The sequence below is a fragment of the Wolbachia endosymbiont of Anopheles demeilloni genome (assembly GCF_018491735.2).
GTDB lineage: Bacteria > Pseudomonadota > Alphaproteobacteria > Rickettsiales > Anaplasmataceae > Wolbachia.
In genome coordinates, this window is record NZ_CP084694.1 from 216,047 (window position 1) to 232,044 (window position 15,998).

The window sequence follows — 15,998 nt, forward strand, 5'->3', positions numbered from 1 at the left end:
TATTAAGTAGTATAAGAAGATTTCAGAATGAAAAGCAGACGGTAAATAAGTGGCGAGTGATGGCAAAAGGTTATTATTGATAGAAAGTACTACCTGTTCTAACGAGGTAAGGGTTGCCCTACTAGTTAATGGTAGGGTTGTAGAGTTTGAACAAGAATTCAAGGAAAAAAGACAATTAAGAGGTAATATATACGTTGCTTATGTAAAGCGTATAGAGCCTGCTTTGCAGGCCGTGTTCATTGAGTATGGAAAAAATAAGCAAGGTTTTTTGTCTTTTTCTGAGATATCTCTAAATTACTTTAATATTCCAGAAAAAGAGAAGGAAATTTTCCCTGATGAAGGCTATTCGAGCGGTGTGGACTGTTCAAATGATAATTGCACAGAAGAAGGCCTAGATTCTACAGCTAGTAATGAATCCAGCAGTGGTTTTGTGAGGGAGGTACCTTTACATAGAAAATATAAGTTACAAGATGTGATTTCAGTAAATCAAAAGTTATTAGTTCAATTAACTAAAGAAGAACGAGGAAATAAAGGAGCTTCATTTACAACATACGTAACTTTGGTCGGTAGATACTGTGTTTTCATGCCCAATTCCATAAGTAGGGGTGGAGTATCTCGCAGAATTGAAGATACCAACGTTAGAAAACAGTTAAAGGATATATTAAATTTAATAAATTTACCAAAAGGCTCAGGTTTAATAGTAAGAACTGTTGGTGCAGGAAAAAGTAAGAAAGAAATTGAGCAAGATTACGATAATTTGACCTTATTATGGCAAAATATCCAGCAAAACTTCTCTTCTTTAAATGTTCCATCATTAATTTACAACGAAGTAGATGTAGTTATGAGATCTGTACGTGACTTTTGTAGTAATGATACAGAAATTATAGTATCTGATAGAGAAGTTTGTGAAGCGGTAAGAAAATACACTAAAAATGTGTTACAAGGAAAATTACGTCCTAGGTTATATAGAGGCTCTGTTCCAATCTTTACTTACTATCGAGTCGAAGATCAAATTTCTGAATTATATAGCAATAGAGTAGAATTACCATCTGGTGGGTCTTTGGTGATAACCTTAACTGAGGCATTTGTTTCAATAGACGTAAATTCAGGGAAAATGACAGGAGAAGATAACATAGAAGAAACAGCTTATAGAACTAATATGGAGGCATTATCTGAAATATCAAGGCAAGCGAATCTCAGGGGCTTATCAGGGTTAATAGTTGTTGATTTTATTGACATGTTGAAACTTGAGTATTGCAAAAATGTTGAATTTGCTATCAAGCAGGCGTTTAAAGATGATAGAGCTAAAGTTCAATTTAGCTTTATCAATGACTTTGGTTTAATGGTCTTTTCAAGACAAAGAATTAAACCAAATATACAGGAAATTAATACTACAGAGTGCTTACGCTGTAAAGGTATTGGAAGAGTGAAATCAAACGAAGTGGTTGTTGCATCGATACTAAGGGATTTGCAACATATTGCTAATAAAAATCAAAATAAGTCCTTTGATTTAATAGCACGCAGTGCAGTTATAGCGCACATTTTTAATAATAAGCGTGATATGGTTTCTACAATCGAAAAAGAGTTCAATATTACATTAAATGTTAGTATTGATAATAGCTTAGATGCAGATACATTTATTTTAAAGCAAGGAGACCATATTAATTTTAATGATTATAAGCCATTCCAGAATTCTGGATGTCAAATTGTGAATAGCAGGGATAAAGAAGCTGGTAGTTCAGATACACTACCGGGCAACTTTTGGTTAACTAAATGGCTTTCGCGCCTTTTGGGCTTTAACAACTAAACGGGACTTGTAATTAACGAGTTTTATACTTATATATTTTATATCAGATAATATTTAAAAGGGAGTATTCATTATGGGAAGAGCAATAGGTATAGATCTTGGAACAACAAATTCCTGTGTTGCAATAATGCAAGGCAAGGATGCAAAAGTAATCGAGAATAAAGAAGGAGCAAGAACTACTCCGTCTATAGTTGCATTTACTTCATCTGGAGAAAGGTTGATTGGTGCTCCAGCAAAAAGGCAAGCAACTACCAATGCAAATAATACTTTTTTTGCAACTAAGAGATTGATAGGTCGCCAATATAGCGATCCTGAAATGAAGAATCTAGGTGTACCGTATAAGGTATTTGCAGCAAAAAATGGTGATGCATGGGTTAAAACAACTGATAGTAAAGAATACTCTCCTAGTCAAATTGGTGCATTTATACTACAAAACCTGAAAGAAGCAGCTGAGGCTTATCTTGGGGAAGAAGTAAAGGATGCTGTGATAACAGTGCCGGCGTACTTCAATGATTCTCAACGTCAAGCAACAAAAGATGCAGGAAAAATTGCTGGATTAAATGTCCTCAGAATAATTAACGAACCAACTGCTGCAGCACTTGCTTATGGCCTTGATAAAAAGCACGGACACACAATAGTAGTGTATGATCTTGGTGGTGGTACATTTGATGTTTCAGTTCTTGAAATAGGTTACGGAGTTTTTGAAGTAAAGGCTACAAATGGTGATACTCACCTTGGAGGGGAAGACTTCGATAATGCAGTAGTAAATTATTTACTGGCTGAATTCAAGAAAAGTAATGGCATTGATTTGAAAAACGATCCAATGGCTATGCAAAGAATCAAAGAAGCTGCAGAAAAAGCAAAGGTAGAATTGTCAAGTGCAATGGAAACAGAAGTAAATCTACCGTTTGTTACAGCTGATGCAAGTGGCCCAAAACACTTAAATATGAAGCTAACAAGAGCAAAGCTTGAAAGTTTAGTGAATGATTTAATTGAAAGGACTATAATTCCTTGCAAAAAAGCTCTTGAAGATGCTGGTTTGTCTGCTAGTCAAATTGGTGAAGTAGTTCTTGTTGGTGGCATGACTCGTATGCCAAAAGTCATAGAGAAAGTTAAAGAATTCTTTGGCAAAGATCCACATAGAGGGGTTAACCCTGATGAAGTTGTAGCAATTGGAGCTGCAATACAGGCGGGAATCATTCAAGGTGATGTAAGAGATGTGTTACTACTTGACGTAACTCCACTTTCTCTTGGTATTGAAACTCTAGGGGGAGTGTTCACTCCACTTATTGAACGTAATACTACTATTCCTACTAAAAAATCTCAGGTATTTTCAACTGCAGATGATAACCAAACAGCTGTTACAATTAAGGTGCATCAAGGTGAAAGAAAATTGGCGGTTGATAATAAACTGCTTGGTCAGTTTAGTTTAGAAGGAATACCACCTGCTCCTCGCGGGGTTCCTCAAATTGAGGTGACATTTGATATAGATGCAAATGGAATAGCGCATGTTTCTGCAAAGGATAAAGCTACTGGAAAAGAGCAAAAAATACGTATTCAGTCTTCAGGTGGTTTATCGGAGGATGAAATAAATCGGATGGTGAGAGAAGCTGAGGAAAAAGCACAAGAAGATGAAAAGCGTAAGAAATTTATTGAAGTGAAGAATCAAGCGGATAGTTTAGTTCATTCTACAGAAAAATCTCTGACAGAATATGGTAATAAAATTTCTCCAGAAGATAAATCTGCTATTGAAAATGCAGTTAATGAGTTAAAGGAAGTGAGTAAATCTGACAACATTGATGATGCTGATTCAATACAACAGAAAGTTACTAACCTCTCTCAGTTATCTATGAAACTTGGAGAAGCTATGTATAAGGAATCTCAACAACAACAAGGTGGAGAAAGCTCATCCACAACAAATAATGAGGAAGAAAAAGTAGTAGATTCTGATTATCAAGACATGGATAATAAAGAGGAAAATAAGTAATTGTGATTGCTGTATCACTCTTCTTGTCATCTTAGTATTTGAAGCTAGAATGACAAGAGGAAGACTATACTGTATTGTTGCTTAAAGGAACTATTGTGGATATTATTAAGACAATAGAAGAAAAATTACGCGATTCAATAGGTGCAATTGATATTAATATTATCGATGAATCAGCAAAGCATGTAGATCATTATTTTGCTTCTTCTTCGACACTACCTTCACATATCAAATTAGTATTAATATCTAACGACTTTTCTGGAATGAGCTCTTTAAAGAGGCATAAATTGATCTATGAATTATTAAAGAGTGAAATAGAACGAGTACATGCGATTTCTCTTAACTTATATACGCAAAGTGAATATAATTTAAAAAATAAATAGTAGAAACGTGAGAGAAGAGTCTTTATTAATTAAAGCAGGAAGAAAATTTAATGATTATAAAGGATCGATGAACCCACCAGTTTATCATTCTTCTACCATATTATTTCCTACTTACAAGGATTACTTAAGTGCAGCGAATGGGGAGAGTATATATGATGTGATCAATGATGGTGTTGCAAGGGATTACAGCTATAGTAATGTTGGTACGCCTACTGTTCATTATTTTTCAAATGCACTGGCTGAAATTGAGGGTAGGGGACAAGCACTCATCTACCCTTCTGGATTATTTGCACTTACTTTTGCTATTTTGACTTTCACTAAAGCAGGTTCACATGTCCTGATACAAGATAATAGTTATTATAGGCTAAAGAGATTTGCTGAAAATGAACTACCAAAAAGAGGAGTAGAAGTAATTTTTTATGATCCGACACAGTATATAACTGATTTAGTTCAGAGTAATACTTCACTCATCATGATTGAGACTCCTGGTTCTATAACGTTTGAGATTTCAAATATAGAGCATATAGTAAAAGTTGCTAAAGAACGTGGAATCGTAACCGTTTGTGATAATTCATGGGCCACTCCTTTGTTGTTTAAGCCGCTTGATTATGGAATTGATGTTGCACTATACGCGGTGACAAAGTATCTAGCCGGTCACTCAGATCTAGTGATGGGAGCTATGGTTGCTGAAAGTAAAACTTTTAAATTGCTTTATGAGAGCTATAAAAATTATGGAGTAACCATTCAATCGAACGACTGCTACCTTGCACATAGGGGACTAAGAACACTGCAAACACGCATGAGGAAACATCAAAGTACAGCAATGCAAGTGGCAAAGTGGCTGGAAAAACATTCAAAAATCAAAAAAGTCTTATACCCCGCACTTTTTTCCTATTCTCAGCATGATTTATGGAAAAGTTATTTCAAAGGGGCAAGTAGCGTATTTAGTATAGTACTCGATAGGGAATATTCATGTGAGGAACTAAGCTGCATGGTTGATCACATGAAAGTTTTCGGCATTGGTGCTTCTTGGGGAGGATGTGACAGTTTGATATTACCAATAGACCATAGATCTATGTCAAGATCTGTAATGAATTCAGATTATGGTGGAAGTTTTGTGCGAATATTTTGCGGACTAGAAGATCCTGAAGATTTGATTTTTGACTTGAATACTGCATTAATAAGACTACCATGTTCAAGTGTTAAAGATGATTGTGAGACTGAAAGAGCTACTGCATAACATTGTAAATGCTGACTTTGATATTGAAATCAAAGGCGTCACATGTAATCCTAAGAGAGTTAACGAAGGTTACCTTTTTGTTTGTGTGTCAGAAAGGAGTAAAGAACATGCAACATGTCTTCCTATTGGATGTGTACACAACTGTGTAGACGTTGTAATACAAGAGGACAAGAAAGATGTCATCCCAGTGCTCAGACACTGGGATCCAGAAAATTTAATTATAAACAAGCATACTAGACAATTGTATAATGAAAACTGGATTCTAGTGTCAAGCACTGGAATGATAAGTACTCCAAGTTTTGCAGTGCTTTACCACTCGGACCCTCAAGGAATATACAGTGAAATAGTCAGCAGGTTTTATCAATTCAAACAACCTAAATATGTTGCTGCTGTAACTGGTACGAATGGTAAAACTTCAGTGGTGGAATTTTGTCGCCAGATTTGGCAAGATAATGCAGCATCTATAGGAACACTTGGAACGTGCGTCAATGATGACAGAAAAGGTAATAGCGATAATCTTACAACTCCATGTGCAGATGATCTTTATTCCACATTGCGTGACATAAATAATAAGAACGTAGAACACTTAGCATTAGAAGCTTCAAGCCATGGAATCGATCAATACAGAATCCATGGACTCAGTCTCAATGCTGCAGCTTTTACTAATTTCTCTCAAGATCATTTGGACTATCACAAAAGTATCGACGAGTATTTTGAGGCCAAGAAAAGGTTGTTTGATGAGGTATTGCCAAAAGAAAAAACAGCGATTTTAAATGCAGATATAGGCGAATATGGAGAGTTGCTCAACATATCTGAAAAGCGTGGCAACAAAGTTATAACCTATGGAAAAAAAAACTCTGACATTACTTTATTAAAGCAGATACCTACTGCCAATGGTCAATACCTGACAATTCAAATCGGTGATGAAATTTATAACGCATTTTTTCCGATTTTTGGGCAATTTCAAGCATATAATTTATTGTGTGCAATCGGTATAGTTATTTCATCTGGTATGGACTATCAAAGAATGTGTATAGATAAACTCGCTTCTCCACCTGGAAGAATGGAAAAAGTGAACACTTTTGCATTTGTCGATTACGCTCATACTCCAAGTGCACTCAAACAAGCTCTGTTGTCTTTAAAATGGCACTTCAATAAAAAGATAGTTCTAGTGTTCGGTTGTGGCGGAAATCGTGATCAAACAAAACGTGCAGAGATGGGTAAAATAGCACAAATGCTTGCAGGTAAAGTTATAGTCACAGATGACAATCCGCGTGATGAAGATCCGGGGAAAATTCGTCACGATATTTTGTTACATTGCCCTGATGCACTGGAGATAGGAGATAGAAAAAAAGCTATAGAGAAAGGTATAAATATAGCACATGATGAAAATATGATTCTGCTAGTTGCAGGAAAAGGACATGAAAGATTCCAAATAATAGAAGGCCAAGCCCTTGAATTTAGTGATGTTGAAGTTATTAGAGAGGGCCAAAAATTTGCTACTGCTGTTTTGCTCTCTCCTTCATCCAATGCCTGAATGGCTTTTTTCCTTAAGTCATCACTATACGCTGCTGGCATTTTTACCTTCTTGTTACACTAAATCACTATCTTATCTTGTTCCTACTATTATGAAAAGAGCTATACAAGGATATGAAAGTGGAGATTGTGGTTACAAGATTAGTGAGAGAATATAGAAAAATTGAGGATGAAATATTGCGTGATATAGTTCATTTAGTGATAAAGGCTCTTACAGGTATAGTAGCGCTTCATAAGTAAGAATATTTTTACAAAGAATTTAATAATCACAATTTAGGCAATGATGAAAGTTCTTTAAGAAAAAAGTTTAATACTATCAAGAAAAGTTTGCATAGGCATAGCAATATAATACATAATAATCAAAATATCTAAAATTCTGTCAATTTATTTGCACAGTCAATCACTTGAGAATTCGGAAATTGATTTTTAAACCAAGTGTACTGGCGTTTTGCATAATGCCTTGTGTTTGTTTGAGCAATCTGTATTGCTTCGTCTAAAGTAATCTCCCCTTTTAAGTATCTTATAATTTCTGGTACTCCATGTGCTTTCATAGCTGGCAAATGTGGAGATGGGTTCATGCTAAGTAGGTTTTTTACTTCATCAATTGCTCCATTTTCAACCATTTCAATAAAACGAGAATTTATTTTTCGGTATATATCCTCATGTTTAGGTAGAATTGTATATACCTTAAAATTATTGAACAAAGGAGGCTGTCTATTTTCTTGCCATACAAAGATTGTCTTGCCAGTTTCAGTGATAACTTCAAGTGCTCTTGAGAGGCGATGTGAGTCATTAATAAATATTTTTCCTCGAATCCTTGGATCTTTGCTTAGCACTAATTTGTAGAATTCCTCTTTACTTAAATTTTTCCTAAGTTCATTTACGTTTTCTCTCACTTCCTGGCTTATTTGTGGAATCGATGATAATCCCTTGATTAAGCTGCTAATGTAAAGCCCACTTCCTCCAGTGATGATGGGTATTCGTGAATTTTTCAGCGCGTTGTTAACTTCCCTCTTTAAATCCTCTAGCCATAAACCTACGGAATAATTTTCTCTTGCTGAAACATAACCGTATAGCCTATAAAATTCTTTCTGCTTTGGTGGTTGAGCAGTAATTATGGGAATCTCTTTGTATACCTGCTTTGAGTCACAGTTTATTATGCTAATGTTTTTATACTTTTTTATCAAGTTATCGCATAATTCTGATTTACCTGAGGATGTAATTCCTGTAATAATTACTATATTATCTTTCATTTATATTAATTTAACTAACCTATGATAGGGTGTAGTAAAAATTTGGATTCTACAATCTAAAATTTGGAGACTTTTATGGTAGAAAATGATAACGATAACTCGTTTACTAAGCGTTTTACAAATAGGACTTCTAATGAGACAAGAGGAGGTTTTTCCAGTAAGTATTCATCTCAAAATACCAAAGAACATGCATTAGGAGCAAAAGGAAAAATTTCTGAATTGGCAAACAAAAAAGCTGAAGCCAAGGAAGCTTTTTCTGAAAGTGGCGGCATAAAGAGTAAAAGCAGAACTATCAACGAAAGATCCTTTGCTGATGCAACAAGAAGAAGTAGATCAGATCTCATATATCTAGTTCGTGGTAAAGATCGAGGAAGATCAGCTTGGCACTATGTATTAGTTGATAAAGATAAAAGAGAAATGTTTCTAGCAAAAAGTAGAACTGGCTCTATAGATGTTGCAGATTATGGAGAGATTTTATATTCAGGATGGGGAGATGATCCACCACAGACGATAGTCGATAAAATCAATGAGGAGTTCGGATTGTAGTAAATCTGTTGTAAAAACGAGCAGTTGCTAATAAAATTTACTGTAAGTATACAACAGATGCGTGCTAGCCATTTCGGTATCTTAATTGCTACCATATAGCGAGATAAAGGTAAACCCAGAGCTATTGTAGACATAAGTTTTAGCTATATGGTATTTGAAGTAATAAATGCAATAAAAAATAATTTGTTAGCATGCTTTCCAACAGAGACAGTATATGCTCTTTCTTGTAATGCGCTAGGTAACGAATCTATAGAAAAAATATATCGAATAAAAAAGCGTTCTCAAAACAAGCCGCTCTCTGTATTTGTTAGTAATATTGATAGTTTGATAAATATAGCAAAGGTAAAGGAAGAGTATATTGATTTAATAAACTATTTTTCTCCTGGACCAATGACCTATATTTTACCACTTCAAGATAACAATATATTACCAAATGAGTTCTTTAAAGATAGTATAGGCATAAGAATTCCTGATCATCCTATTGCGATTTCAATATTAAATGAACTGAAAACTCCAGTAGTTGCAACTAGTATTAACATTTCAGGAGAAAAAAGTATATGCAAAGCAAGAGATATACCTCAGTCTATTAAGCAACACTTATCTGCAGTAATTGAAGATGATGAATTAGTTTCTGGTATAGAATCTACTATTATTGACTTAACTGGAGACAAGATTAAGGTTTTAAGAAAAGGTAAAATTTCATTACAAACAATAAATAACGAATTTTCAGACTAAGATCTATAGGAGAAAGAATGAAAAAGGTGATAGGCCACAACCAAGCAAAAAAAAAGATAATGAACAACTTGTCTGTTCAATCTTGGCTGATCTGTGGTAAAAAAGGTATAGGAAAAGCAACATTCGCAAAATCCTTTTCTCATTGGTTTCTTATAAAAAATTACGATGAAGTAGCATTAGACTTACACATTGTTGAAGGTGATAAAATAGGAGTGGAAAAGGTGAGAGAAATGAAAAATTTTTTGCACTTAAGCCCCATTCAATCAGAATATAAAATAGCTATAATAGATAGCTTAGAGTCAATGACTAATAATGCTAAAAATGCAATATTAAAAATATTAGAGGAGCCGCCACAAAATTCTAAAATACTTATAATTAGCCATAAACCATATGATATACAAACCACCATCCGGTGTAGGTGTTTTCAGCTGAATTTACTTCCATTAACTTGCGATGAAACAAAGCAGGTTGTTTCATCTCAGTGTAAATTCGACGATAAAGTATTTAGTGAGATCATTACTTTGTTTCCTGGAACTCCGGAAGTAATAATAAATGCAATAAACAATGGTGCTTATGAGTCACATAAGCATTTTTATACATTTTTCCGTAATCTAAATAATTCTGATATAGTTAATAAAATAATTAATAGTGAGATTGAGCTAGAACTAGCATCACATATAATTCAAACCTCCATTTTAGAAAGTATAAAGAAAGAAGTAAATAATGTTGAAATTCTACTAAGTCAATGGAAAGAAATAGATGAACTTTTCGTTGCTGCAAAGCAATTTCGCTTAGATAAAAAGCATGTTTTAGCTAATGTAGTTAACATCATGACACAAAAATGTAATACTTTTAACATAAATTTATGATAAAATTCTGCTAATTTAATACTGAAAGTATATAACTTGAATGATAATAAATTAACTGTATGGCAATCAATGGAAGTTTTAACAAACACTATACTGAACATGCAGAAAGAATTGAGTTTAATCAAGAATACATCTTTAGATCAAGACGTCACTTTAGAAAAAGGGAAGGAGCTATCAAGTAGCATCTATGAGGCAAATTTAAAGCTAAACAAGTCAATCAATATAGCTACTTTAACAAAAAGTGGCTATTATATGCTCAGTAGTGAGCTTGTTGTACGTAATCATATTACGAAAGAGGAAGTAAAGATCCCTACAGATTTTCATTATCTTAAAGATGTTAAATCCAATTACGATGATTGTAAATTAACGTTTTGTAATTTTTTAGGTAATGAGTTTTTTTAATATAAAAAGTATGATCCACAATATTCTGGTATCTCAGATGAATATAAATTCGTGGATTTTGGTAGTGTAAAAAAGACTAATAATTTAAAATTTAAGGAGTATGTTGGTCATGCACCTAAGTTTTTTGCTGTAGAAGGCTCTATTGAGCCTGGATCTGAAAACCATGTAATTGATCTATTTGAGCTAGTCAGAGACGGTAAAGGCAAAAAAGTGGGAACACTTGCTGATGAATTTGGTTATTTTGATGATCAAAATAAATTACACTACTATAATTATCACAAAAGTGCAGAAAGTAATACTTATGATCCTGAAAGCTTCAGTGTAAAAATGATAAATTTAGATGTGAAGAAAATTGATAAATTTCATCTTATTGCAGAACAAGGTGATATAATCATTCATCCTATTTTGGAAAATTTAGACATATTTAAAAGTTTTTTTAGAGTTATTATAATTAGGTTATGGAAGTTGAATTAGTAAAAAACAAAAGTTATTTCAGGAAAGCAGTAGAATGGTATTGCCACAGATACTTGTTCTGCGTTGTAGAAAGATCTTGGATGGCGTTAATAGCGTTACTTCTCTTAGTATGTTTATATTTATCATTACTAAACATATACCTATTACTTCCTGTTAAAAAAGATTTAAATTTTGTGAAGTACACGAACCACACAGAAGATGAGTTTTCTACAATACATAAACTTAGTTTTAGTGAAAAAGAAGATGAATACACTTCCATAGCAAGGTACTTGGTAAGTCAATACGTTGAAGCATACGAATCCTCTCAGATTGTTGAATCAAAGTATCAAGAAAATTTTATAAAAAACAATTCTATATATAAAATCTATCAAGACTTTCAGGAAAAAGTAAACAATGAAGCTGTTTCATCCACAAGAAAAATTACCAACACAAACGTAACAACACTATCTATTGACCGATCGATCAAGGACTTAGTTACATTTGCTGGAAATGCCACTGTAGTTTTTGCAGCTGAGCAAAATAAGAAAATGAAAGACTATGCTGTGGAGGTTAGCTTTACTTTATCAAACATGAAAGCAACTCTAACTGGTATAATACCATTTAAATTTATTGTTAACGGCTATAAATACAGGTGATTACATTTAAAAAATTACTTGGTAGCTAAAAAAATAACTAAAGTGCATACAGCAGTAACAACTGGAGGTAAAATTAGAAGCATTGGTGTCTTTTTAATAAAATAATTTCTAGAAGGTTTTAAGAAAAAGGCATTGTAAATTATCGGTAAGAAGTATAGAGCGTTGAGTATAGTACTGACAATTAACACCAGAGCTATAAATACAGAAAGTGTTACATTACTAGAGTTAAAAACAGCTTGAAAAATGAAAAATTTGCTCCAAAAAGTCGGAGCAGGTGGTACCCCTATCATGGACAATGCACCTATAGTAAATGCTATCATACTAATTGGCATACTACGTCCTATACCGTGAATTCTATCTATGTATTTCTCACCTGTTTTCGTTATTATTGCTCCAGCAGTGAAAAACAAAGTGATTTTTGCAAATGCGTGGCAAACTAATTGAAAAATTGCAACCCTCATGCTGAATTCACTAAAAATTGAAGCAAACAATATAATATATGACAACTGAGAGATAGTAGAATAAGCAAGCAACTTCTTTAATTCCTTTTGCTTTAATGCAATTAACGATGCAGTAATAATAGTAAATCCAGCAGCGTACGGAAGCCATCCTCCAGCAAACCAACTTTGCTGTGCAAAACGTTGCATATTATCGATGCCAAAAGTGTATAATATAACTTTGATGATGATGAACACTCCTGATTTCACAACAGCAACAGTATGTAGTAGTGCGCTTACAGGAGTTGGTGCAACCATTGCTTTTGGCAACCAAAAATGCATTGGCATTAATGCAGCTTTTCCTATTCCATAAATCAGCATAGCAAAACACACTGCAATAAAAGTTATGAACGAAGTATCAAACTTGAATATTCCACCTCTTACAAAGTCTAAAGTATGGAATTCATTATATAAGAGGCCTATTGCAGGAAAAAATAACACTAAAGAAGAGAAAAATAGTAAACCAAAGTAATAGCGTCCTGCAATTACTGATTCATTTGTTGAGTTGTAAGTAATCAGAGGGTATGTACTAATAGTTAGAAGCTCGTAAAAGACAAATGTAGTGAGCAAATCTCCAGAAAAAGCAATAAACATTGCACAGCTAATCGCTATTGAAAAAAAGCATAGAAAACTCGAGTAGTTACTATCAGCATAGTTATTTCGCATATAACATATTGCATACATACTGGTTAGTATCCACAAAAATGATATTAATAAACTGAATATTGCTCCACTAGACTCTAACTTTAAACTAATATGCAAATTATTACCAAAGTCCATGAGAATAAATTGAGAATGATCACCATACACCAAATATAAAGTGCATAGACATGTATGCGCAAATAGAAGCATAGAAGAAACAACAGTAATGCTATTGTTCACTCTGGGCCATTTACTAGTAAAAGAAATAGCTAATGCACTTAAAAGTGGGATCAACGCAGTAATTAACAAATAATTCTCAGTAATAAAAAGTGGCAAGGAAAGAGATATTAAAAAAAAATCCATTAAGTAATTCATCTTTCTGTTTAGGTAAAGCTAAAATTATATTCAAGTTATAGAGAATTTGCTATTTTTTAGTTGTATATCGGAAGTGTTAAATAAACCATACGCATCAAGTTAAGAAAAAGTGGCGTAAGGAAGAAAGGAAATAGGAAAAAACTATTTTATATATTAAGTAATAAAGTTAGTAATTTATAGATCTTTCTAAAAAATTATCTTATCCTAGATAAGAATTTCCTAAAAAAATAAATGTAACAAATAAAATGCCAATCTTAAATATTGCTATGTTTCACGATAGCTTCTTAATTTGGCACGTATGGTTTGTTAAACACTTCCAGAATTACTCACGCTACAGACTATATCTTTCTGTATAATCTTTAAATGCTCCTCTATTGGAGTCAAAATGTAGCTTCACACTGCCAATAGGCCCGTTTCTTTGTTTTGCAATGATCAGCTCTGCAATATTTCTAATTTTCTCCATTTTCTCTTGCCACTCTCGATGTTTATTACTTCCTTCATTTGGTTGCTTTCTTAATTCATAATATTCTTCTCTATAGAGGAACATTACTATATCCGCATCCTGCTCTATGCTTCCTGAATCACGTAAATCAGAAAGTTGTGGTTTTTTATCATCCCTTTGCTCAACAGAACGAGAGAGCTGTGATAGTGCAACAATGGGAATATTTAGTTCCTTTGCAATTGCTTTTAAACCCTGCGTCACTTCTGAGATTTCTTGCACTCTATTTTCACTACTCCTTTTTGTTGTTCCTCGAATTAACTGCAGATAATCGATAAAGACCACCTCTACATTATATAGTTGATAGAGAAGACGTATTCTGGTACGAAGAGCACTAATTGATAATGCAGGAGTGTCATCTATGATGAAAGGTAATTCGGATAGATCTGTACTAGCATTAATGAATTCGTGTAATTCAAAATCACTAATTCTCCCAGTCAGTGCCTTATAATAACCAATGCCTGAATCTATAGTAATCAATCTTGCAGTCAATTGCTCTGCTGACATTTCAAGTGAGAAAAACGCTACGTAGTGTTGTTTATCTGTTCTTTTTTGCAAAATCTTACAAGCATTAAGTGCGATGTTCAGCGCCAATGCTGTCTTTCCCATTGAGGGCCTTGCAGCTATAATTAACAGATCAGATTTTTGCAAACCACCAAGAAGCTGGTTTAGGTCTTGAAGTCCGGTTGTAATACCTAGAGCCTCTGGGTTATTCTTCAGCTTGCTGATCTTCTCAACCACATCTTTAATTGAACTTACAAGCTTTATATATGTCTTATCACCTTGCTTTTTTACTGCTAAGTTGAACAACTTTGTCATTGCCTGCTCAATTTGTACCTGTGCAGGATTTTCAATGTCGTAGTTGTAACTATCGTCAACTATCTCCTGCCCGAGCTTGATTAAGCATCTCCTTAAATAAGTATCACGGATTATTCTGGTCAAGCTATAGATGTCAAGCGCAATGCTTGCCTTTGCTGCAAGTTTTGCTAGGTACTCAACTCCACCACATTCGGCAAATGCTTTATCATTTTCAAAAAACATCTTTAGGCTTAGTTCATTGGCGACTATGCCGTGTTTTCTGGTTTTAGATATCTGGGTAAAAATGCTTTGATGTAGTGGATCATAGAAATTATCTGCTGTGATTATGTCTTCAACTGCATCACAAATTCTATTATCTCGAATCATTGCACCAATGAGCATTTGCTCTGCTTCTAAATTGTGTGGCAATTTACATATTTCTTCTCTTGAATCAATAAGATTAGCTAATTCATTCATTTTAAGTTTTCAGAGTAATGATTGATTATTGTAGAATATTCAGTCTTCACTTAAAAGAGAAAAAATTTGACTAATCTTGTGTTGCTTATAGCATTAAAGTAGGCCCCTGTGGTGGAATGGTAGACACGGCAGACTCAAAATCTGTTGCTTGCAAAAGCATGCTGGTTCAAGTCCGGCCAGGGGCACTCAAACATTGAAAAATGCATATATGTTACATAAAATTTTTAATCGTTTATTTTCCATTCTTTCTTCTATAAATGCTATTAAAAAAGTGAAAAAGGATGATAATGGAATATGCTATGTAACGGGACTTAGACGCTATTTGTCAGTGCTGCTTGATTTAATCATCATCGTTTTATTTTTGCAGTTTTGCGGTCAGGCCTTAAATCAACTCTTCATGAGCTCGGAGAGCAGTAAAATATTAGGCCAAATTGCTGCAAAATATCAAATGCAGGTGCCACTCTCTGTAGAGGAAACAGCAATGCAGAGTAAATTAATCAAGTTACTAATTCTAAATCAAATAGTTCAATTCATTATGCTTTTTAGTTATGTTGCATATATGTGGATAAGGTTTGGTGCTACACCTGGAAAGTTATTACTTGGGCTTAGAGTTGTGAGTGCACAAACTTTTGAAAAATTGACTCTAAAACAAGCAACAAAGAGGTTTTTTTCCTTTATATTGTCAACAGCACCATTATTCTTGGGTTTCATATGGGCAAGTTTCGACAAACGCTGCCAAACTTGGCACGATAAGATTGCAAATACAGTAGTTGTCACAAACAAAAGCCTTAAGTATGATAAAGTGAACTAAGTAACACATTCTTGACTAAATATTAACCTAGTGGT

Annotated in this window: 13 protein-coding genes, 1 tRNA gene and 1 pseudogene; 12 read left to right on the forward strand and 3 right to left on the reverse strand. The window is 33.8% G+C overall.

What is annotated here, in order from left to right:
- Nucleotides 1–49 precede the first annotated feature (49 nt).
- From JSQ73_RS01125 to murE, 5 genes are all read left to right on the forward strand, one after another.
- Nucleotides 50–1,807 carry an Rne/Rng family ribonuclease gene (locus JSQ73_RS01125; RefSeq protein WP_214250126.1) on the forward strand — a complete coding sequence of 586 codons (1,758 nt, stop codon included), beginning with the start codon at nt 50–52 and terminating at the stop codon, nt 1,805–1,807.
- Nucleotides 1,808–1,880: 73 nt separating this feature from the next.
- On the forward strand, nt 1,881–3,794 hold the full coding sequence (gene dnaK / locus JSQ73_RS01130) for a molecular chaperone DnaK (protein ID WP_214250127.1): 1,914 nt from the start codon (nt 1,881–1,883) through the stop codon (nt 3,792–3,794).
- 95 nt (nt 3,795–3,889) lie between these two features.
- Nucleotides 3,890–4,174 carry a BolA family protein gene (locus tag JSQ73_RS01135; protein WP_214250128.1) on the forward strand — a complete coding sequence of 95 codons (285 nt, stop codon included), beginning with the start codon at nt 3,890–3,892 and terminating at the stop codon, nt 4,172–4,174.
- A gap of 7 nt (nt 4,175–4,181) precedes the next feature.
- Nucleotides 4,182–5,414, forward strand: coding sequence for a cystathionine beta-lyase (gene metC / locus JSQ73_RS01140; RefSeq protein WP_214250129.1), 1,233 nt, complete (start codon nt 4,182–4,184; stop codon nt 5,412–5,414).
- The gene (gene murE / locus JSQ73_RS01145) at nt 5,383–6,951 is read left to right on the forward strand and encodes a UDP-N-acetylmuramoyl-L-alanyl-D-glutamate--2,6-diaminopimelate ligase (RefSeq protein ID WP_214250130.1); all 1,569 of its coding nucleotides are present in this window, start codon (nt 5,383–5,385) and stop codon (nt 6,949–6,951) included. The genes metC and murE overlap by 32 nt, the downstream gene beginning before the upstream one ends.
- A gap of 367 nt (nt 6,952–7,318) precedes the next feature.
- On the opposite strand, the gene miaA is transcribed toward murE, so the two are convergent.
- Nucleotides 7,319–8,203, reverse strand: a complete 885-nt coding sequence (gene miaA / locus JSQ73_RS01150) for a tRNA (adenosine(37)-N6)-dimethylallyltransferase MiaA (protein ID WP_214250131.1) — start codon at nt 8,201–8,203, stop codon at nt 7,319–7,321.
- A 75-nt stretch (nt 8,204–8,278) separates the two neighbouring features.
- On the opposite strand from miaA, the gene JSQ73_RS01155 reads away from it, so the two are divergent.
- The 5 genes and pseudogenes from JSQ73_RS01155 to JSQ73_RS01180 all read left to right on the forward strand — a co-directional run bounded on the left by JSQ73_RS01155 (nt 8,279) and on the right by JSQ73_RS01180 (nt 11,864).
- The gene (locus tag JSQ73_RS01155; RefSeq protein WP_214250132.1) at nt 8,279–8,749 is read left to right on the forward strand and encodes a hypothetical protein; all 471 of its coding nucleotides are present in this window, start codon (nt 8,279–8,281) and stop codon (nt 8,747–8,749) included.
- Nucleotides 8,750–8,896: 147 nt separating this feature from the next.
- Nucleotides 8,897–9,484 carry an L-threonylcarbamoyladenylate synthase gene (locus JSQ73_RS01160; RefSeq protein ID WP_214250133.1) on the forward strand — a complete coding sequence of 196 codons (588 nt, stop codon included), beginning with the start codon at nt 8,897–8,899 and terminating at the stop codon, nt 9,482–9,484.
- 17 nt (nt 9,485–9,501) lie between these two features.
- Entirely contained in the window at nt 9,502–10,353 is an 852-nt protein-coding gene (locus tag JSQ73_RS01165) for a DNA polymerase III subunit delta' (protein WP_214250134.1), read from the forward strand.
- 36 nt (nt 10,354–10,389) lie between these two features.
- Nucleotides 10,390–11,229: pseudogene (locus JSQ73_RS06700) on the forward strand (hypothetical protein).
- Nucleotides 11,214–11,864 (forward strand): VirB8/TrbF family protein, encoded by a 651-nt coding sequence (locus JSQ73_RS01180; protein ID WP_214250135.1) that lies wholly within the window; start codon nt 11,214–11,216, stop codon nt 11,862–11,864. The pseudogene JSQ73_RS06700 and the gene JSQ73_RS01180 overlap by 16 nt, the downstream one beginning before the upstream one ends.
- Before the next feature lie 14 nt (nt 11,865–11,878).
- On the opposite strand, the gene JSQ73_RS01185 is transcribed toward JSQ73_RS01180, so the two are convergent.
- Nucleotides 11,879–13,366, reverse strand: a complete 1,488-nt coding sequence (locus tag JSQ73_RS01185) for a proton-conducting transporter transmembrane domain-containing protein (protein ID WP_214250136.1) — start codon at nt 13,364–13,366, stop codon at nt 11,879–11,881.
- A 343-nt stretch (nt 13,367–13,709) separates the two neighbouring features.
- Complete coding sequence (locus JSQ73_RS01190; protein ID WP_214250137.1) at nt 13,710–15,152, reverse strand: replicative DNA helicase; 1,443 nt, start codon at nt 15,150–15,152, stop codon at nt 13,710–13,712.
- A gap of 102 nt (nt 15,153–15,254) precedes the next feature.
- Between JSQ73_RS01190 and JSQ73_RS01195 the strand changes: the two genes are divergently transcribed.
- A tRNA-Leu gene (locus JSQ73_RS01195) sits at nt 15,255–15,337 on the forward strand.
- 23 nt (nt 15,338–15,360) lie between these two features.
- On the forward strand, nt 15,361–15,963 hold the full coding sequence (locus tag JSQ73_RS01200; RefSeq protein WP_214250138.1) for an RDD family protein: 603 nt from the start codon (nt 15,361–15,363) through the stop codon (nt 15,961–15,963).
- Nucleotides 15,964–15,998 lie beyond the last annotated feature (35 nt).

Excerpts from the sequence above, each read along its gene's own strand:
- murE (WP_214250130.1), top strand. The coding sequence starts at position 5,383 with ATGATTGTGAGACTGAAAGAGCTACTGCATAACATTGTAAATGCTGAC.
- JSQ73_RS01155 (WP_214250132.1), top strand. The coding sequence starts at position 8,279 with ATGGTAGAAAATGATAACGATAACTCGTTTACTAAGCGTTTTACAAAT.
- JSQ73_RS01180 (WP_214250135.1), top strand. The coding sequence starts at position 11,214 with ATGGAAGTTGAATTAGTAAAAAACAAAAGTTATTTCAGGAAAGCAGTA.
- JSQ73_RS01190 (WP_214250137.1), bottom strand. The coding sequence starts at position 15,152 with ATGAATGAATTAGCTAATCTTATTGATTCAAGAGAAGAAATATGTAAA.
- dnaK (WP_214250127.1), top strand. The coding sequence starts at position 1,881 with ATGGGAAGAGCAATAGGTATAGATCTTGGAACAACAAATTCCTGTGTT.
- JSQ73_RS01200 (WP_214250138.1), top strand. The coding sequence starts at position 15,361 with ATGTTACATAAAATTTTTAATCGTTTATTTTCCATTCTTTCTTCTATA.
- miaA (WP_214250131.1), bottom strand. The coding sequence starts at position 8,203 with ATGAAAGATAATATAGTAATTATTACAGGAATTACATCCTCAGGTAAA.
- JSQ73_RS01165 (WP_214250134.1), top strand. The coding sequence starts at position 9,502 with ATGAAAAAGGTGATAGGCCACAACCAAGCAAAAAAAAAGATAATGAAC.
- JSQ73_RS01160 (WP_214250133.1), top strand. The coding sequence starts at position 8,897 with ATGGTATTTGAAGTAATAAATGCAATAAAAAATAATTTGTTAGCATGC.
- JSQ73_RS01185 (WP_214250136.1), bottom strand. The coding sequence starts at position 13,366 with ATGGATTTTTTTTTAATATCTCTTTCCTTGCCACTTTTTATTACTGAG.